14 protein-coding genes and 1 tRNA gene are annotated in these 18,691 nt (G+C 57.2%); 10 read left to right on the top strand and 5 right to left on the bottom strand.

All coding sequences use genetic code 11. The features are described from left to right. The first annotated feature begins 131 nt into the window (after window positions 1-131). Together OUO13_RS07235 and OUO13_RS07230 are read left to right on the top strand one after the other, a co-directional pair. Complete coding sequence (locus OUO13_RS07235; RefSeq protein ID WP_283173198.1) at window positions 132-698, top strand: DJ-1/PfpI family protein; 567 nt, start codon at window positions 132-134, stop codon at window positions 696-698. An 83-nt stretch (window positions 699-781) separates the two neighbouring features. After that, window positions 782-1,093 (top strand): ribbon-helix-helix domain-containing protein, encoded by a 312-nt coding sequence (locus tag OUO13_RS07230; protein ID WP_283173197.1) that lies wholly within the window; start codon window positions 782-784, stop codon window positions 1,091-1,093. Window positions 1,094-1,112: 19 nt separating this feature from the next. Here the strand turns inward: OUO13_RS07230 and ilvA are convergent, their stop codons facing one another. Beyond that, a complete protein-coding gene (ilvA, locus tag OUO13_RS07225) occupies window positions 1,113-2,630 on the bottom strand; it encodes a threonine ammonia-lyase, biosynthetic (protein ID WP_283173196.1) in 1,518 nt (505 codons plus the stop codon). 124 nt (window positions 2,631-2,754) lie between these two features. On the opposite strand from ilvA, the gene rpiA reads away from it, so the two are divergent. The 4 genes from rpiA to ppk1 all read left to right on the top strand — a co-directional run bounded on the left by rpiA (window position 2,755) and on the right by ppk1 (window position 10,350). Further along, window positions 2,755-3,426 carry a ribose-5-phosphate isomerase RpiA gene (gene rpiA / locus OUO13_RS07220; RefSeq protein WP_283173195.1) on the top strand — a complete coding sequence of 224 codons (672 nt, stop codon included), beginning with the start codon at window positions 2,755-2,757 and terminating at the stop codon, window positions 3,424-3,426. Between the two features lie 3 nt (window positions 3,427-3,429). Further along, window positions 3,430-6,126 carry an intermembrane phospholipid transport protein YdbH family protein gene (locus OUO13_RS07215; RefSeq protein ID WP_283173194.1) on the top strand — a complete coding sequence of 899 codons (2,697 nt, stop codon included), beginning with the start codon at window positions 3,430-3,432 and terminating at the stop codon, window positions 6,124-6,126. Between the two features lie 1,095 nt (window positions 6,127-7,221). Then, window positions 7,222-8,232 (top strand): porphobilinogen synthase, encoded by a 1,011-nt coding sequence (gene hemB / locus OUO13_RS07210; protein WP_283173193.1) that lies wholly within the window; start codon window positions 7,222-7,224, stop codon window positions 8,230-8,232. A gap of 9 nt (window positions 8,233-8,241) precedes the next feature. Beyond that, window positions 8,242-10,350 carry a polyphosphate kinase 1 gene (gene ppk1 / locus OUO13_RS07205; protein WP_283173192.1) on the top strand — a complete coding sequence of 703 codons (2,109 nt, stop codon included), beginning with the start codon at window positions 8,242-8,244 and terminating at the stop codon, window positions 10,348-10,350. 111 nt (window positions 10,351-10,461) lie between these two features. Here ppk1 and OUO13_RS07200 read toward each other — a convergent pair whose 3' ends face one another. From OUO13_RS07200 to OUO13_RS07185, 4 genes are all read right to left on the bottom strand, one after another. Continuing rightward, window positions 10,462-11,724: a malic enzyme-like NAD(P)-binding protein gene (locus tag OUO13_RS07200; RefSeq protein ID WP_283173191.1), complete on the bottom strand. Its 1,263-nt coding sequence runs from the start codon at window positions 11,722-11,724 to the stop codon at window positions 10,462-10,464. 289 nt (window positions 11,725-12,013) lie between these two features. After that, a complete protein-coding gene (locus OUO13_RS07195) occupies window positions 12,014-13,357 on the bottom strand; it encodes an ATP-binding protein (protein ID WP_283173190.1) in 1,344 nt (447 codons plus the stop codon). A 29-nt stretch (window positions 13,358-13,386) separates the two neighbouring features. Continuing rightward, window positions 13,387-14,082, bottom strand: coding sequence for a response regulator (locus OUO13_RS07190; RefSeq protein WP_283173189.1), 696 nt, complete (start codon window positions 14,080-14,082; stop codon window positions 13,387-13,389). A 118-nt stretch (window positions 14,083-14,200) separates the two neighbouring features. Beyond that, complete coding sequence (locus OUO13_RS07185; RefSeq protein WP_283173188.1) at window positions 14,201-15,217, bottom strand: AI-2E family transporter; 1,017 nt, start codon at window positions 15,215-15,217, stop codon at window positions 14,201-14,203. Between the two features lie 152 nt (window positions 15,218-15,369). Between OUO13_RS07185 and OUO13_RS07180 the strand changes: the two genes are divergently transcribed. The 4 genes from OUO13_RS07180 (at window position 15,370) to OUO13_RS07165 (ending at window position 18,676) form a co-directional block, all read left to right on the top strand. Next, window positions 15,370-15,454: transfer RNA gene (locus tag OUO13_RS07180), tRNA-Leu, on the top strand. Window positions 15,455-15,485: 31 nt separating this feature from the next. Next, window positions 15,486-15,821 (top strand): CidA/LrgA family protein, encoded by a 336-nt coding sequence (locus tag OUO13_RS07175; RefSeq protein ID WP_283173187.1) that lies wholly within the window; start codon window positions 15,486-15,488, stop codon window positions 15,819-15,821. Next, complete coding sequence (locus OUO13_RS07170; protein ID WP_283173186.1) at window positions 15,818-16,501, top strand: LrgB family protein; 684 nt, start codon at window positions 15,818-15,820, stop codon at window positions 16,499-16,501. The genes OUO13_RS07175 and OUO13_RS07170 overlap by 4 nt, the downstream gene beginning before the upstream one ends. Window positions 16,502-16,531: 30 nt before the next feature. Beyond that, entirely contained in the window at window positions 16,532-18,676 is a 2,145-nt protein-coding gene (locus tag OUO13_RS07165; protein WP_283173185.1) for a PAS domain-containing hybrid sensor histidine kinase/response regulator, read from the top strand. Window positions 18,677-18,691 lie beyond the last annotated feature (15 nt).

The raw sequence follows: 18,691 nt of genomic DNA, 5'->3' as shown, positions 1-18,691 counted from the left end.
GCAGGTCAATCAGCGCCAGCTTCCCGCCCGCTCAGCCCCAATCCTCTCTGTAGTAATCCGCTGTTACCCGCCCCGCTTTATCGTCTCCACAATGGAAGGCCTCCAACCTCATAACAACAAGGAGCCCGACCATGTCACGCGTACTCATTATTGCTGGCGATTACGTAGAAGATTACGAACTGATGGTGCCATTCCAGGCGCTGCAAATGGTGGGTCACCAGGTCAGTGTGGTGTGCCCGGACAAAACCAGTGGCAGCACCATTCGTACCGCCATTCACGATTTCGAGGGTGAACAGACCTACAGCGAAAAGCCGGGTCACAACTTTATCCTCAATGCCGATTTTGCTGCCGTTAAAGGCGAAGATTTCGACGCCCTGCTGCTGCCAGGTGGCCGTGCACCAGAATATCTGCGTCTGAATGCCGAGGTGCTGGCACTGGTGAAACACTTCGCCGCGACCAACAAACCGATTGCCGCTGTTTGCCATGGCGCCCAGCTGTTAACCGCTGCTGATGTGATCCGGGAACGTCGTATTTCCGCTTACCCAGCCTGTGCTCCGGAAGTCACCATGGCCGGTGGTATTTACGCCGACATCGCGGTTACCGATGCCGTTACTGATGGCAATATCGTCACCGCTCCGGCCTGGCCTGCGCATCCGGCATGGTTGGCACAATTTAACCAACTGCTCAACAACGCCTGATTCCACAAACGGTACAATCGTTTCCGGAACCCGCAGCAGCCATCCCCTGATGGCTGCAATCGCTTCAGGAAAGGAGGTTGGCCATGTGTGAAATCTATTCCGGTGCTGAACCAGAACTGTTTGAACTGAAAACCCGCTCGATTCGTATTGATGGGGTGGTCACCAGCATCCGGCTGGAAGCCGTGTTCTGGCATTTGCTGGAACAGATCGCCAGCGACGCCGGGTTATCACTCGGCACTTTTCTGAGCAGGATCTATCGGGAAGTGATTGAACGCCGTGGTGAAGTGGGCAACTTTGCCTCACTGCTGCGTGTGGCCTGTACCACCTGGCAGAACGCTGGCCAGCGCCTGGTGTTACCTCCAGACACTGGCAGCAGTCAGCTGATTAACAGCTGACGCGGGCTGTCATACAAAATCAGCGCAGGAACAGCTGGTACGCGGTGTTATCGGACTCGTCCCAGTAACCGTAACCAAGATCGTCCAGATAACCGTGCAGCTCGGACTGTTTGTCAGCTGGCACCTGCAGACCCACCAGCACACGACCACTGGCAGCGCCGTGGTTGCGGTAGTGGAACAGCGAAATGTTGAAGCGTTTGCCGAGGGTTTTCAGGAAGTTCAGCAGCGCACCCGGACGTTCCGGGAATTCAAAACGGTACACACGCTCGTCCGTCACCGAACCCGGCGCATGACCACCCACCATATGGCGGATGTGGTACTTGGCCATATCGTTGTCGCTGATATCCAGCACCGGATACCCTTCCGCCTGCAGTTCACGCACCAGCTCCTGACGAGCACCCGGTTCACCGCTGACCTTTACACCCACGTAAATCTGGGCCTGTTTGTCGTCGGCATAACGGTAGTTGAACTCGGTGATCGGACGTTTACCCAGCAGGCTGCAGAATTTCTGGAAGCTGCCCGGACGTTCCGGAATGGTCACCGCCAGAATGATTTCACGGCCTTCGCCGATTTCCGCCACTTCCGATATATAACGCAGGCGGTCGAAGTTGACGTTGGCACCACTCAGAACGGTCACCAGGTTCTGGCCTTCACAACCTTCACGCTCGACGTATTTCTTCACACCGGCCACCGCCAGTGCACCGGCAGGCTCACACACCGCACGGGTGTCATCAAAGATATCCTTGATAGCGGCGCAGATTTCATCCGGGGTACAGGTGATCACTTCATCAACGTGATCCTTGGCAATTGCCCAGGTGTTGTCGCCGATACGGGCCACCGCCACGCCGTCGGCAAAAATGCCCACCTGTGGCAGCGTCACCAGATGACCCGCCGCCTTGGCCGCCGCCAGACTGGCCGACTCAGTGGACTCCACACCCACCACACGGATTTCCGGACGCAGCGCCTTGATATACGCCGCCATACCGGCCACCAGACCACCACCACCAACCGGAATAAACACAGCATCCACCGGCTCCTGCATCTGACGCAGGATTTCCATGGCGATAGTGCCCTGACCAGCAATTACTTCCGGATCATCGTACGGGTGGATGTAGGTCATGCCTTTTTCTTCCACCAGCTTCTGCGAGTGGGCATAGGCTTCGTCGAAGTTGTCACCGTGCAACACCACGCGGGCACCACGGGCTTTGACCGAACGCACCTTGATGTCCGGCGTGGTACGCGGCATCACAATCACGGCCTTGATGCCGAGCTTTTTGGCGGTCAGCGCCAGACCCTGGGCATGGTTACCGGCCGAAGCCGCCACCACACCACGCTCTTTTTCCTGTTCGGTCAGGTGTGCCACTTTGTTATAGGCACCACGAATCTTGAAGGAATATACCGGCTGCTCGTCTTCACGCTTGACCCAAATCTGGTTGCCGAGGCGTTCACTCAGGAACGGGGCAATGTGCAGAGGTGACTCGATAGCAACATCGTAGACACGTGAGGTCAGAATTTTTCTCAGATAGTCGTTCAGCATGGTGCAGTAAATCCCGGCAAGAACATGAATGGCAGCCGTCAGGAAGGTTCACGGGCTGGAAGGGCAGCATTGTAACGCACAGATCACTATAATGACCCGCAAATCCACCGACCTGTGACACGTCATGAACCAAGATGAACTGAAACGCGCCGTTGGCCAGGCTGCCGTTGACTACATTCTGCCTCACCTCGAGAAAGACTCCATCATCGGTGTCGGCACCGGCTCAACTGCCAACTGCTTTATTGATGCCCTGGCGGCTCACAAGCTGAAGTTTGATGGAGCCGTCGCCAGCTCTGAAGCATCAGCCAAACGCCTGCGCGATCATGGCATCGAAGTCTACGACCTCAACAGCGTATCGGGTCTCGACTTCTATATCGACGGTGCTGACGAGATCAACCACCAGCTGGAAATGATCAAGGGCGGCGGCGCGGCCCTGACCCGCGAGAAAATTGTCGGTGCTGTTGCCCGTCAGTTCATCTGCATCGCCGACGAAAGCAAACTGGTGCCGGTGATGGGCAAGTTCCCGCTGCCAGTCGAAGTGATTCCAATGGCGCGTTCCTACGTTGCCCGTGAACTGGTGAAGCTGGGCGGTGACCCGGTGTACCGTACCGGTGTTGTCACCGATAACGGCGGCCACATTCTCGATGTTTACAACCTGAGCATCACCCAGGCCAAAGAGCTGGAAACCCGCATCAACCAGATCACCGGTGTGATCACCAACGGTCTGTTTGCCCTGCGTCCAGCCAACGTGCTGCTGCTGGGAACCCAGGACGGTGTCAAAACCGTCAAGGCCTGATCCATGCAGCGCCCGGGATGGCTGAACTTCAGTAACTGGCGTGCAGGCAAACCCCTGCTGCTGGTTCTGTTGTGCATGATCGCCATCCCGCTGACCTTGCCGTACTGGCTGCGCCCGCTGCTCAATCAGAGTTTACCGGGCGCCGCACACTGGTTAACCGGCCTTGAATTACAACTGCACATCGACCACCTCAGCTGGCAACGTCTGGATATCAGCACGGCACGCCTGCAACTGACCGATGGCAGCGAAGCTGAACTGCACAATCTCCACCTTGAATTCCCGGCGCTCTGGCAAAACCGCCAGACCCATCCGCGTCGACTTGATATCGAACAACTGACCATCACACTGAATCAGCAAGGCAGCCAACTGGCCGTTGCCGGTGTCAGCCAAGCCGGTCGCAAGGCCGGTGAACGTCTCGAAACCGCCATCGAACAGCAACAGCCGATCAATCTGCCACAACTGCAAGACTGGCTGGCCCTGCCACTCGACAGTATCCGGATTCACACCCTCAGCGTGCATCATCCATGGCTGGATGCCTCCCTTGCCAGCCAGCTGAATGTCCAGCAATGGCGTGTTTATGGCGACGTCCAGCTCAAGGGCCTCGACCAGCCATGGCAACTGGAAAGCCAGCTGAGCCAGAGTGGCCAACTGCTGTTGCAGCTGTCGGAGCAGGAAACCCTGCTGCTGCAGCTGTATGCCAATATCCAACAGGATCAGGGCAACACCCGTATCGACCTGCGCCAGCAACTGGAGCTGGCCGCGCTTTACCCGCGTTTGCAGCAAGCCAGCAGCAGTGGATTACCAGTGCCCACCGGCTTGCCGATCCCCGGCCCACAACTGATCAGCACAGTCGAACTGCAATTACCCGCCGCCGCCCTTTTGCCCCGCGATCTCAGCATTCACAGCAACACCCGGTTGCCACTGGCGACCGGCACCCGGCAGCCGTGGCAACAGCTGGATGGTGAGCTGCAGATAAGCCTCGATCATAACGCCGGAGCCCAATGGGACTGGCAAATCCTGAGCCCGACATTCAGCCTCGCTTATCAGCCGGCCGACGGCCAGCGTCTGCAGGTGCGCGCCAGCCAGCTGCAAGTCAGCGGCCAGTGTGACGATAACCTGCGACGCTGCGAGTTCACCCAGCAAGGGGAGGTCGGACTACAACAGTCCGGGCAATCACTGACGGTGAATCCGGCCGTCACCGGTGTCTGGGAAAATGAGCAGCTGGATATCAGCGCCAATCCGACCCTGACCGCCAGCACCCCGTTTGGCCCGCTCAACGCCAACGCCAGTACCAGCATTCATTGGCAATCGGAACAAATACGGCTGACGATCAACAGCCTGCAAGCACGCCTGCAACCGGATAAACGTTTCCGCACCCAAACCGGCTGGAGCAGCCAGCCACTGCTGATGAAGCTGCAGGAAGCCGCCAACCTGACCCTGATCCCGCATCCGCAACTGGGTTACCGGATTGAAGCCGCACCCTGGAAAATCACCACCGATCCGCTGCGTCTGACCCGCAACAAGGACTACATCCAGCTCGGTGGCGGCAGCCTCGAATGTCAGCCGAGCATGAGTTTCCCGCAATGTCAGCTCGACCTGCGGGTGCGTGATTCCCATCTCGACCCATGGCCAATTCCGGCCGCACGTTTGTTTGGGCCATTACGCTGGCAGGCCAGCAGCAACCAGATCGATGCCGATCTGCAGTTACAAGCGGCCAATCAGCAACTGCTGCTGCGTTCGCGCCTGCAACACAACCTCAGCAGTGGTGATGGTTCAGCCCAGTGGCACCTCGACCGCTTTAACCTTAACTGGCAAGCCATGGGCCTCAAGGACATGGAAAACCTCACCGGCGTGCAGTTACTCGCTGGCCAGCTCAGTGGACAAGGCTGGCTCGACTGGGACAAACAGGGCGAGTTGCATCCGGACATGATGTTGCGAGCCGACGACATCAGCCTGATCTGGAATAACAGCCTCAGTGTTGAAGGCTGGGACTTCCTGCTGGCGCTGCGAGAGCCGCCCGGCAGCAAGGGTGCCGGTTACGTGGCCGATGCCCAGCTCACCGCCAGTACCCTGAATAACGGTCTCAACTTCAGCAACCTGCTGGCCCGTGCGCGCCTGCAAATCCCGGCGGATTTCAGCTGGTATCTGCTCGACCTCGAAGAAATCAACACCGATGTGCTGGGTGGACGCATCCATATTCCGGCCGCCCATTACGACAGCCGCGAAGCGGTTAACGCCTTTAACGTCAGCATCAACAACCTGCAGCTGGCGGAAATGGCGGCGCTGGAACCCTCGGCCGAGGTACAGGCCAACGGCGTGATGGATGGCCTGCTGCCGATTGTGATTACCGCCGCCGGTCCATCCGTACCAGACGGCACCCTGTTCGCCCGCGCACCGGGTGGTGCCATCCGTTATCACAACGACACCAGCATCAACCTCAGTAATGCCGATCCAACCGTAGGGCTGGCCATGCAGGCCCTGAAGAACTTCCAGTTCCGCGAGCTGGGCTCCACCATCAACTACCAACCGGATGGCAGCCTGCATCTGGCCATGAAGTTCGAAGGCAAAAACCCCGACTTCTTTGGTGGCCAATCCACCAACCTCAATATCAACCTCGACTACAACCTGCTCGACCTGCTGGAAAGCCTGCGGGTTGCTGACGACATTATCAGCCGGGTCGAGAAAAAGTACGGACAATAAAACCACTCTCGTCGGGCGTCGGGCGTCGGGCGTCGGGCGTCGGGCGTCGGGCGTCGGGCGTCGGGCGTCGGGCGTCGGGCGTCGGGGGAGATTTTTGTGGGCATAAATGCCCACACTACAACAGAGCATCCATTAACACCGGATTTCCCCAGCGCAGCTGGCTACGATATTGCCCATCTGGGCGAGCCGGGATTCATCGCAACGGCCGACCCGGCCGGGGCATGGATGCCCCGCAAGGCCTATTAACAAGCCGAGTAGACGCCAGAAGTCTGACGTCGGACGAACAACATCCATCAACACCGATTTAGCCCAGCGCAGCTGGCTACGATATTGCCCATCTGGGCGAGCCGGGATTCATCGCAACGGCCGACCCGGCCGGGGCATGGATGCCCCGCCAGCTCAGTTGGCACAGGGATGTGCCATCTGAGCGGGGTCGAACAGCCGTTGTCGGGGAATACCGGGAAAACGAGCCCAGCCGGGCAAAAGCAGGGGGAGGCCCGCCCGGCCGGGGGACAAGGTCCCCCAAGAGGGCAAGCAGCGTCGCCAATTAACAAGCTGAGTAGCCGCCAGACGTCGGACGTCGGACGAACAGCATCCACCGGCACACCGATTTCACCCAGCGCAGCTGGCCACCGTTCATTGCCCATCTGGGCGAGCCGGGATTCACCGCAACGGCCGACCCGGCCGGGGCATGGATGCCCCGCAAGGCCCGTTGGCACAGGGACGTGCCATCGGGCCGGGGTCGAAACGCCGTTGTCGGGGAATACCGGAAAAACGAGCCCAGCGGGCAAAAGCAGGGGGAGGCCCGCCCGGCCGGGGGACAAGGTCCCCCAAGAGGGCAAGCAGCCAGACCAATTAACAAGCCGAGTAGCCGCAAAGCGCCAGACGCCAGATCCGATCGCGGCCCGGCCAGACGCCAGACTATCCTGTAACAGAATTGTCATAAAACTGTCTCACACTGCCGCCCTCATGGCCCAGATCAGGTTTCCGGGTTTTTCCAAGGGTTGCCCGCTTCGTGCACCGGAAAATTCCGCCTATGGATAAAAAAAGCGCGTTACAATCGTCCAGATTGCTTGCCAACCTCAGGAGACCCGTATGTCCTTCACCGACTCTCAGCGCATGTTCCCGGATACCCGCATGCGCCGTATGCGCCGCGACGATTTTTCCCGTCGCCTGATGCGCGAAACGCAGCTGACGGTCGACAGCCTGATTTATCCGATGTTTGTGCTGGAAGGTCATCAGGAGCGTGAAGCGATTGTCTCCATGCCTGGTATCGAACGCCTGTCCATTGACCTGCTGGTCGCCGAAGTGAAACACCTCTACAAGCTGGGTATTCCAGCGGTAGCCCTGTTCCCGGTGACTCCGGCCACGGCCAAATCCGAATTTGCTGAAGAAGCCTTCAACCCGAACGGTCTGGCCCAGCGTGCCGTACGCGCCATCAAGGATGCCGTACCAGACATGGGTGTGATCACCGACGTCGCGCTCGATCCGTTCACCACTCACGGTCAGGACGGCATCATCGATCAGGACGGTTACGTGCTGAACGATCGCACCATCGAAACCCTGGTAAAGCAGGCCCTCAGCCATGCTGAAGCCGGTGCCGACGTGGTTGCTCCATCCGACATGATGGACGGCCGTATTGGTGATATCCGCGCGGCGCTGGAAGAAGAAAGCTTTGTGAACACCCGCATCATGGCCTACTCCGCCAAGTATGCATCGGCGTATTACGGCCCGTTCCGTGATGCCGTGGGCTCTGCCGGTAACCTCGGCAAGGCCGACAAGAAGACCTATCAGATGGACCCGGCCAACAGCAACGAAGCCCTGCACGAAGTGGCGCTCGACCTTGCTGAAGGTGCCGACATGGTCATGATCAAACCGGGTATGCCGTACCTCGATATCGTTCGCCGTATCAAGGATGAATTCCAGGCCCCGACTTTTGTTTACCAGGTCAGTGGTGAATACGCCATGCACAAGGCCGCTGCCATGAATGGCTGGCTCGACGACAACGCCGTGATGGCCGAGTCGCTGATGTGTATCAAACGTGCTGGCGCCGATGGCATCCTGACCTATTTTGCCAAACAGTACGCCGAGTGGATTAACCGCTAAGGACCTCCCATGAGTGAAGAACAGATCATCGAACAAGCTCCCGCACCCGTGATCGACCTGACCAGCAGTGAGTACTACATCAACCGTGAGTTGAGCCATCTGCAGTTCAACATCCGGGTTCTGGAGCAGGCTCTCGACGAGAGCCATCCACTGCTCGATCGTCTGTTCTTCCTCTGTATCTTCAGCAAGAACCTCGACGAATTCTATGAAGTGCGGGTAGCCAGCCTGACCCGCCAGCTGGCCTTCAACCGCGAGCAGGCCGGTGCGGATGGTATGCACCCACAACAGGTGCTGAATGCCATTCACACCCTCTGCAGCGAAACCGTTGAACGCCAGTACCGCATTCTCAACGACACTCTGCTACCAGCGCTGGAGCGTGAAAACATTCACTTCCTGCGTCGCCGCGACTGGACCGAAGAACAGCGCCAGTGGGTGCGCAGTTACTACGATGACAACATCCTGCCACTGATCAGCCCGATTGGTCTGGACCCGTCACACCCGTTCCCGCGCCTGGTAAACAAGAGCCTCAACTTTATTGTTGAGCTGGAAGGCAAGGATGCGTTCGGCCGTGAAACCGGTCTGGCGATTATTCCGGCGCCGCGCTCACTGCCACGCATCATCCGTATCCCGGATGCCATCTCCAGCGGTGGTGACTGCTTTATTTTCCTGTCGTCCATGATCCACGAATACGCCGACGAGCTGTTCCCGGGCATGACGGTAAAAGGCTGTTACCAGTTCCGGGTAACCCGTAACGCCGACCTCGAAATCGACGAAGATGGCACCAACGACCTGGCGTCAGCACTGGAAGACGAACTGCACTCCCGTAACTTCGGCGAGGAAATGCGTCTGGAAGTCGCTGACAACTGTCCGGAAGCGCTCAGTGACTTCCTGCTGCGCAAGTTCAGCCTCGAAAAGAACGACCTCTACAAGGTCAACGGCCCGGTTAACCTCGGTCGTATGATGGAAGTGATTGGCCAAATCAACCGCCCGGACCTGCAATACACGCCGTTTACGCCGGGCCTGCCCAAACACATCAAGTTCAAGAAGAGCATCTTCGAGAGCATTCGCGAAAAAGACACCCTGCTGCTGCACCCGTTTGAGTCCTTCACACCGGTGGTCGACATGCTGCGCGAAGCGGCCAAGGACCCGGCGGTCAAGGCCATCAAACAGACCCTGTATCGTACCGGTGCCAAATCCGAGATCGTCAACGCGCTGGTCGACGCCGCCCGTAACGGCAAGGAAGTTACCGTCGTAATCGAACTGCGCGCGCGTTTCGACGAGGAAGAAAACCTTTACCTCGCCAACCGTCTGCAGGAAGCCGGTGCCGTGGTAGTGTACGGCGTGGTGGGCTACAAAACCCACGCCAAGATGGCGCTGATCGTGCGTAAGGAAGAAGACCGCTACAAACGTTACGTACACATGGGGACTGGTAACTATCACGCCGGTAACGCCCGCGCCTACACCGACTACAGCTTCCTGACCTGTAACGATGTGATTGGTGAAGACGTGCACACCGTGTTCCAGCAGCTGACCGGTATGGGTGCTGCCCAGAAGGTTCGCAAGCTGTTCCACGCACCGTTTACCCTGCACAAGAAACTGATCGAGCTGATCGACCGTGAGCGCGCCCAGGCCGAAGCTGGCCAGCCAGCGCTGATTCGTATGAAAGCCAACGGCCTCACCGAACCACGCCTGATTCGTGCCCTCTACAAGGCCTCCCAGGCCGGTGTACGGGTTGAACTGATCATTCGTGGTATGTGCTGCCTGCGTCCAGGAGTTGCGGGCGTATCGGAGAACATCGAAGTACGCTCGATTATTGGTCGTTTCCTCGAACACACCCGGGTGTATTACTTCCTCAACGGTGGCAAAGACGAAATCTACGCCGGCAGTGCCGACCTGATGGAACGTAACCTGCTGCGTCGGGTGGAAACCGCCTTCCCGGTGGAAAACCCGAAACTGAAAGAACGTATGAAGACCGAGCTGGAATCCTACACGCTGGATAACAGCCAGGCCTGGATTCTGCAGCCGGATGGCACCTACGTGCGCCGCACCCCGCAAGAAGGTGAAGCTGTGATCCGTGCCCAGACCATGCTGCTGGAAACCCTGGCGGCGTCCGTTTAAGGAACTGCCCTGCCGCTGCTGGTCAGCGGCATAAAAAAACCGCCGTTTCTCGCGAAACGGCGGTTTTTTATTATCCGGCAGACCGGCCGTAGCCGGTCAGGGCAGGAAACCTCAGATGTCTTCGATAGACTTCAGAGGGTAGTTGGCTGGCAGCGGACCAGCAGCCACACCAGTGTCGATAGCAGCCTGGGCTACCGCAGTGGACACAACGCCCAGCAGACGGGAGTCAACCGCTTTCGGAATGATGTACTGACGGCCGAATTCCAGAGATTCCAGACCGTATGCATCCAGAACTTCCTGGGTTACCGGTTCTTTGGCCAGACCAGCCAGTGCACGAGCAGCCGCCAGTTTCATGTCTTCGTTGATGCGCTTGGCACGTACGTCCAGGGCACCACGGAAAATGAACGGGAAGCCCAGAACGTTGTTAACCTGGTTCGGGTAGTCAGAACGGCCAGTCGCCATGATGGCATCCGGACGCGCTTCAGCCACGATTTCCGGCATGATTTCCGGAACAGGGTTGGCACAAGCGAAGATGATAGGGTCAGCAGCCATCTTCTTGATCTGTTCGCCAGTCACCATGTTAGGACCAGACAGACCCAGGAAAATGTCAGCGCCTTCCAGTGCATCGTCCACAGTACGCTTGTTGGTCTCAACAGCGAACATGGCCTTGTACTGGTTCAGGTCGTCACGACCGCTGTGGATCACGCCTTTACGGTCACACATGAAGATGTTTTCTGGCTTCATGCCAGCCATGATCAGCAGCTTGGAACAGGAGATCGCAGCAGCACCGGCGCCCAGTACACACATCTTGGCGTCTTCGATTTTCTTGCCAACGATTTCCAGAGCGTTCATGGCACCGGCAACGGTCACGATAGCAGTACCGTGCTGGTCATCGTGGAATACCGGAATATCACACTGCTCGATCAGGGTGCGTTCGATCTCGAAACACTCAGGAGCCTTGATGTCTTCCAGGTTGATACCGCCAAAAGTGATCGCAATGCGACGTACTGTGTCGATAAACGCCTGAGGGCTTTCCGATTCCACTTCAATGTCGATAGAATCAACGCCAGCAAAACGTTTGAACAGCAGTGACTTGCCTTCCATTACCGGCTTGGAAGCCAGTGGACCCAGGTCACCCAGACCCAGAATGGCAGTGCCGTCAGAGATAACAGCCACCAGGTTGCCTTTGCTGGTGTACTTGTAAGCGTTTTCAGGATCAGCCGCAATTTCCTTCACTGGCTCTGCCACACCTGGGCTGTAAGCCAGGGACAGGTCGCGGGAAGTCTTGGCAGGCTTGGTCAGCATGATGCCGATCTTGCCTGGCTTGGGATTGGCGTGATAATCCAGAGCTGCTTGTTTCAAATCTTCTGACATAGTGCTCATCCAGTCGTTTTTGGTGTAATTAAAAGCTCTTGCGCTCCCAAACCAGCCCGATTTTGTACAAACTAGTACCATCGTCTAGCTGGACATAGGCCACAAGAGGGCATCTTTAATAGCAAAAACCCGATGGGTTTTCCACTATATAGCGTATTTGCATTACGCTAATGATGCTTTGGCGCAAGCCAGGCATAACCTTGGAGGAATGGCCCGAATTGGCCAGCATTGTCCGAAAGTAGCAATCCATTACCGGTGCCATCCACACCGGACAGTACCACATCCAGCGTTATGAGTGACTCAGTCCGGCAGGCAGAGTCAGTGCCACTTCCAGACCCGGGCCAAGATTACGCGCCTGCACCGTACCCCCGTGTAACTCGATGATACGTTTGACCAGTGCCAGCCCGAGACCATAACCGCCACTGTTGGCACCCGGGCTGCGGGTCTGATCGACTTGCATAAATGGTGCAAAAATCGTGTCGAGCATGTCTTCCGGAACGCCAGGCCCCTGATCCGCTATGGTGATAAGGATCTGGCCATCGTCCCGACGCTCCAGCTGCACCTTCAGGGTAGACCCTTCCGGTGCAAAACGGATGGCATTTCGCAGAATGTTGTCGACCGCCCGCTCCATCAGCACCCAGTCCCAATTGGCATCCAGCTGACCAGCGTGATTCTGCACCTGCAGTTGCAGCTGCTTGTTGGCAATCTCCAGTTCGGCGTCTTCGAGCCAGTTTTGCAGCATCAGATCGGCTGGCTCCTGCTCTCGCAGCAGCGAGGTATCATCCAGCTGGCTGAGGCGCGCCAGGTCCAGGATCTGGCTGATCAGGCTGTCGACCTGAGCCACGGCCCGCTCGATCCGATCATGCTCATTACTGACAATTCCAGCCTGATCTTTTTTGCGGGCAATACCCAGCGCGATCTGCAAACGGGTCAGCGGTGAACGTAATTCATGGGAGACATCTCGTAGCAGCTGCTGCTGGCTTTGCAACAGACGCCGGGTTGCTTCGGCCATCGACATCACTTCCACCACCAGCTCGCCGATTTCGTCACGACGACTGAGGTCGCGTTGCAACAGACTGACATCAAAGTTGCCGTCGGCCATTTGCCGCACCGCCTGCTGTAACCGCCGGATTGGCCGGGTCAGGCTCCATACCAGCAGGAAACACAACGAGGTCACCAGCACCAGAATCAGCAACGGCAATACCCAACGCTGGCGATCGTCGAGCAGATGCTGCCAATCGCGTCGGGATACCGCGATATACAGATAGTCTCCACTCTGGACCGGGCCAATCATCAACCAGCCATCGTTCTGGCCGTACAAGAGTTCGCCCTGCTCGACCGCCTGATCGGCAAATTCTTCGAGGTCATGGGGTAACTCATCAACGGAATCCACCTGCACCGAGACCAGGTTCCAGCCCGGCTGCAGATGACGCCAGAGTTTGCGGCCTTCGGCCAGAATTGGAGGTCGGCGCTCGATAAGATCGAGCACCAGCATGACATCCTGACGACTGGCAGGGACAAAGTAGTCATCGTCCAGCCATTCGCTGGTGATCACAGCGAGGCCCATGGCCAGAAACACAACCAGCCAGAACCAGAGGAAAATCTTGAAGAACAGCGACCGGTACCAGGTCATGGTGGTCGCTGTATGGGTTTGGACGGAATTCAGGGTTTCACCAACAGGTAACCGCGACTGCGCACGGTTTTGATCCAGTCGTTACCGTCATCACGATGGCCCAGTTTCTTGCGCAGGTTACTGACGTGCATATCAATGGAGCGGTCGTACGCCATCAGGGCACGGCCGAGGGCAGCCATCGACAAGGCATCCTTGGACACCAGCTCACCGGCATGTTCCATCAGGCACTGCAGCACTCCGAACTCGGCACCGGTCAGTACCAGGGATTCGCCATTCACAGTGACGCCACGGTCAGACGGGTTGAGGATCAGCTCACCCACACGCAGCAGGCGGCTGCCAGCAGCACCGCTGTTATCACCCGACAGGTCGATACGGCGGAACAGGGCACGAATACGCGCTACCAGTTCGTGGTGGTGGTATGGCTTCGGAATGTAATCATCGGCACCGTGCTCCAGGCCCAGTACACGGTCCACGCTGTCACCACGAGCGGTCAGCATGATCACCGGCACACTGGATTCCTTGCGCAGACGACGCAGGACTTCAAAGCCGTTAATACGTGGCAACATCACATCCAGCAGGACCAGGTCATATTGACCAGTCAGGGCCAGCTGCAAGCCACGCTCACCATCGTGGGCGAGGGTCAGCTCAAACCCTTCCATCGCCAGGTATTCCTGTAACAGCTCACCCAGCTCGGTATCATCATCAACTAACAGAATCGATTTCATATTGGTCCTCCCCCTACAGTCTAGAGGATGCGCCCGTTGCTCCACAGGCGGTTTACCCTTTTTTGCATCCCTGTTGCAGCAATCTGACAGTCCATACCGTCACTTGCATTGCCGTTACTCAATGATCCAGCAAGGTCGCCAGCCAACGGGTGCGTGGCCGCACTTCGAGGGCAATCTTGACCACCATGGTCAGTGGAATCGACAACAACATACCAACCGGCCCCAGCACCCACCCCCAGAACACCAGAGACAGGAATACCACCAGGGTCGACAACCCAAGCGAACGCCCCATCATGCGGGGTTCCACCACGTTGCCAAACAGAGTGTTGGCAACCACGTACACCACAATGGTTGCCACCGCTTCACCACCACCGAGCTGTACCAGTGCAATCAGCACCGCCGGTACAGCGGCAATGATGGAGCCAATATTCGGAATATAGTTCAGCAGAAAGGCAATCAGCGCCCAAACGGCGGCGTAATCCACGCCAATAATCCACAAGGCAATACCGATGGTTACGCCAGTGCCCAGGCTCACCAGCGTCTTGATGGCCAGATACTGCTGCACCAGATCACTGAAGCGGGCGAAGTGTTCAAACGCATTGGTCTCTTCACCAAAGGCACGTTTGAGTTTGGCCGGCATCGACGGCGCTTCCAGCAGAATAAAAATCACCGTGAACAGAATCAGCAAGGCATTGGCCAGCACACCACCAAGACCATTAAAAATCGTGCCGACCATCCCCAGCACCATGCCCGGATTAAAGTAGTCGGCGACCAGATTATCGGGCACATCAAAGCCATAACCACGTACCCAGTTGGCGGCACTGTCGGTCATGACGGCGATCCGTTCTTCATAGACCGGAATGTCTTCATAAAAAGCGTTCACGGTACCACCGAGGAAAACCGTCAGGCCGAACCCGGCCAGCAGGAACAGTACCAGCATCAGCAACACCGCCAGAACATCGGGCACACCACGACGGGTTAACCACAACATCAGCGGTGCGCTGACAATGGCCGTAAAAATCGCTAACAGGAACGGAATCATGATGCTGGCCGCAGCCTTGATTCCGGCGATGATAATCATGGTCGCTGCCAGCAATAACAGCCGGTTACCAGCCAGTCCGGATGAGTCCTGCACCTTGGGGTTGCTCCTGTGAACCATATTCAGTGGTCATTTAATAGCCATACATATGTCAGGCAGATTAACTGCTTTGCCAATTGTCTGCACTCGGGAACGTGTGTGCTCCTTGGCAAAAGAAAAGGCTTTCTGTATTCTGCGCACCCTACGGAGCGGAAGTGGCGAAATTGGTAGACGCACTGGATTTAGGTTCCAGCGCCGCAAGGCGTGAGAGTTCGAGTCTCTCCTTCCGCACCAGACTTCAGAATCAGACAGTATGGAGACTGCCATGCACGGCCTGCTGATTCTTCTGGTGTTCCTGTTGGCCGGTACCTGGCTACAGAGTTTTCTCGGCCTGCCCATCCCGGCGGCCATCACCGGCATGTTGTTATTGCTGGCGTTCCTGATCTTCCGCGGCTCTATCCCTGAATCCCTGCAAGCCATCACCCGCACCCTGTCACCCTGGTTGCCCATGTTTCTGGTGCCGGTCAGTGTTGGCATTATTACCCACAAACAGTTACTGCTCGATCACGGTCCTCTGCTGCTGCTGATTCTGACCATCAGTCTGATTCCAGGCATCCTCGTGTGTGGCTGGATTATGGGCAAAGAGGACGCTTCGCGATGATTCTGCTGCATACCCCACTGTTCTGGGCGGCGCTTACCATTGCATCGTTTATCGTCGGCCAGCAACTGTACCTGCGCTGTGGCAAACCGGTGTTCCTGCCGCCGATCCTGACGTCCATTGTGCTGATGGCGATCTGTCTGGAAGGCACAGGCACCGGATATCAGACCTACATGGAAGGTGGCCGTTACCTGCATGATTTGCTGGGTCCAGTGATTGTGATGCTGGCGGTGCCGTTGTATCAGCAATTACATGCCATGCGCGCGCACTGGAAACGGATTGCCCTCGCCATCAGTCTCGGCAGCGGCACGACCATTCTGTGTGCATGGGCGCTGAGCCAATGGTGGCTGGGTGACAGCCTGATCAGCACCACCCTGTTAACCAAATCCATTACCACGCCGGTTGCGGTTGCCGTTACCAGCCAGCTTGGCGGCGATCCGGCACTGGCCTCGGCCTTTGTGATTGTGACCGGGATTCTTGGCGCTGTGATGATTGTGCCTATACTGTCCCTGATGGGCATTAACCAGCCACACACCCAAGGCCTGACCCTGGGCATCTGTGGTCATGCCATCGGAACCGGTCGCGCCCTCGAATTGGGCCCCGAAGCCTCAGCCTACGCGGCTATGGCCATGACCCTGACAGCCACCCTGCACGCTCTGGTGATTCCGCTGATTGCTGGCTGATGCCGCTCAACGGCCCGGACAGGATTTGCCATGGACAAGCATTTTCGCCAACTGATTGGCCTTGCCATTGCCGCACTGGTGGCGAGTTGTACCCTGTTGGCGTTAGCGCTCGACTACTATCTGTCGCCCATCAATCCGGCGCCCCGGCAGGTATCACCAATACTGTTCTGGCAACTCTGGGGAACCGGCAGCCTGTTACTGGCAGCCATTATCCTGCTGCTGTGTGTTGCCATTTTCCATCTGATGCGACCTCTGGCCGAAGCGCTGGAGTCCAGCCGCCACCAGCATGAATTCACCTGGGAACACGTCAGTGGTATTGCCATGCGGATCACTCGTCAGCAACGCCTGATGGACGCCAACCCCAATCTGTTTCGCCTGTTCAACCTGAGCATCGGTGACCTTCTGGTTACTATCCAGACCCCCGATGAACAGGATCGGATTCGTCAGTATCTGGAGCAGGCAGCTGACAGCGACGCACTGGTGGATTTTGAATGCAACCTGATCGATCGCGAAGGCGACGTTGGGCGTTGGGCGATTCGAGTACGCCCCTGGAGTCAGGGTAACAACCAATACCTGCTGGTGACCGGTGATGACATCAGTAAACGTCACTACATGGAAATTCTGCTGCGCGAAGAACAGCAACGCCTCAGCACTTATATGGAAACCATGCAGACACTGTTGTTGGTGTGTGATGCTGATTGCATGGTACGACGAGTCAATCATCAAACTCTGGTACTACTACAGTTGTCGGAAAAACAGATCAACGGTTTCCCACTGAGCTGGCTGATGCCTCGCCATCAGGCACTGGCTACCGAGCTGCAAATTAAAAATGTGATTGGCCGTCAAAACGGTAGCCTGGCGCTGGAGTTTCCGCTGGTAACCACGCACGGTCGTGAACGGATTGTTAACTGGCGCATTACCTGGCTGGACGATTGTCAGGAGTTATTGCTGGCGGGCCTCGATATGACCGAAATCATCGCCAACCGCACCGCCCTCGAAGCTGCCAACCAGCGCATTCGCGAGGCCCTGACCCAAGCCGAACAGGCCAACCATTCCAAGTCGATTTTCCTGGCCAACATGAGCCATGAAATTCGCACCCCGATGAACGGCATTCTCGGTGCCACCGAGCTGATTCTCGACTCCAGCCTCAGCCATGAACAACGTCATTACCTCGACATTATTCATCGTTCATCGCAGGGCTTGCTGGAAATTCTCAACGACATTCTCGACCTGTCGAAAATCGAATCCGGCCATCTGGAACTCGAAGACATCGATTTCGACCTCAACCAGCTACTCACCGAGATCTGCCAGTTATTTCGTGAACCAGCACGCCGTCAGCATCTGAATCTGATTTATTACTATAGCGGTCACTTGCCACATCAATGGCGCGGCGACCCCAAACGCCTGCGCCAGATCATCACAAACCTGCTCAGCAACTCCCTCAAGTTCACCGAAGAAGGCCGGATTGAAATCCGGGTTGAAGGGGAGCAAACCGCTCAACGGGAATACCGGCTGGACATCGCCATTATTGATACCGGCATTGGTATCTCAGCCAACCAGCAAGAGCAGATTTTCTCGGCTTTCCGTCAGGCCGACAGCAGCACCAGTCGCCGTTACGGAGGCACCGGACTGGGCCTGACCATTTGCCGCCATCTCGCCGAAGCCATGAAAGGCCAGATCCTGCTGCACTCCGAACCAGGACGCGGCAGTACTTTTACCCTTACCCTACCAATACGCCAGGCCAGCCTGCCAACATCGTCAGGGCCCGCCGCTCGCCTACAACCGGCACACTTACAAGGCCATGTACTGTTGGCCGAAGATAACGAGGTAAACCGCAAGGTTGCCACCCGCATGCTCGAAAAGCTGGGGTTGACCTGTCTGAATGTGAATAACGGTGAAGAGGCGGTAGAAGCGGTACAACGCCATCCGGTTGATCTGGTGCTGATGGACATCAACATGCCGGTACTGGATGGCATTCAAGCGACCCGCGCGATTCGGGCCTTGAAAGACGAATGTAATACCGTGCCGATTCTGGCGTTAACGGCCAATGCCATGATGGAAGATCGACGCCGTTGTCTGGAAGCAGGCATGAATGGCTTTATCAGCAAACCGATTCGGCTTGAACAGCTACGCCAGGCGCTGCTGGAAGCGCTGCCAACGCTGGCAGCGCCATAATCAGCAACCGGGGAA

Origin of the sequence: Parathalassolituus penaei (assembly GCF_026626885.1) — a bacterium.
In the GTDB taxonomy this organism is placed as follows: domain Bacteria; phylum Pseudomonadota; class Gammaproteobacteria; order Pseudomonadales; family Oceanobacteraceae; genus Oceanobacter; species Oceanobacter penaei.
The sequence above is the reverse complement of the archived record's forward strand: the minus strand, read 5'-3'. Positions and strand labels throughout refer to the sequence as shown.

Coding starts and splice junctions, on each gene's coding strand:
- OUO13_RS07235 (WP_283173198.1), top strand. CDS start 132: ATGTCACGCGTACTCATTATTGCTGGCGATTACGTAGAAGATTACGAA.
- OUO13_RS07230 (WP_283173197.1), top strand. CDS start 782: ATGTGTGAAATCTATTCCGGTGCTGAACCAGAACTGTTTGAACTGAAA.
- ilvA (WP_283173196.1), bottom strand. CDS start 2,630: ATGCTGAACGACTATCTGAGAAAAATTCTGACCTCACGTGTCTACGAT.
- rpiA (WP_283173195.1), top strand. CDS start 2,755: ATGAACCAAGATGAACTGAAACGCGCCGTTGGCCAGGCTGCCGTTGAC.
- OUO13_RS07215 (WP_283173194.1), top strand. CDS start 3,430: ATGCAGCGCCCGGGATGGCTGAACTTCAGTAACTGGCGTGCAGGCAAA.
- hemB (WP_283173193.1), top strand. CDS start 7,222: ATGTCCTTCACCGACTCTCAGCGCATGTTCCCGGATACCCGCATGCGC.
- ppk1 (WP_283173192.1), top strand. CDS start 8,242: ATGAGTGAAGAACAGATCATCGAACAAGCTCCCGCACCCGTGATCGAC.
- OUO13_RS07200 (WP_283173191.1), bottom strand. CDS start 11,724: ATGTCAGAAGATTTGAAACAAGCAGCTCTGGATTATCACGCCAATCCC.
- OUO13_RS07195 (WP_283173190.1), bottom strand. CDS start 13,357: ATGACCTGGTACCGGTCGCTGTTCTTCAAGATTTTCCTCTGGTTCTGG.
- OUO13_RS07190 (WP_283173189.1), bottom strand. CDS start 14,082: ATGAAATCGATTCTGTTAGTTGATGATGATACCGAGCTGGGTGAGCTG.
- OUO13_RS07175 (WP_283173187.1), top strand. CDS start 15,486: ATGCACGGCCTGCTGATTCTTCTGGTGTTCCTGTTGGCCGGTACCTGG.
- OUO13_RS07170 (WP_283173186.1), top strand. CDS start 15,818: ATGATTCTGCTGCATACCCCACTGTTCTGGGCGGCGCTTACCATTGCA.
- OUO13_RS07165 (WP_283173185.1), top strand. CDS start 16,532: ATGGACAAGCATTTTCGCCAACTGATTGGCCTTGCCATTGCCGCACTG.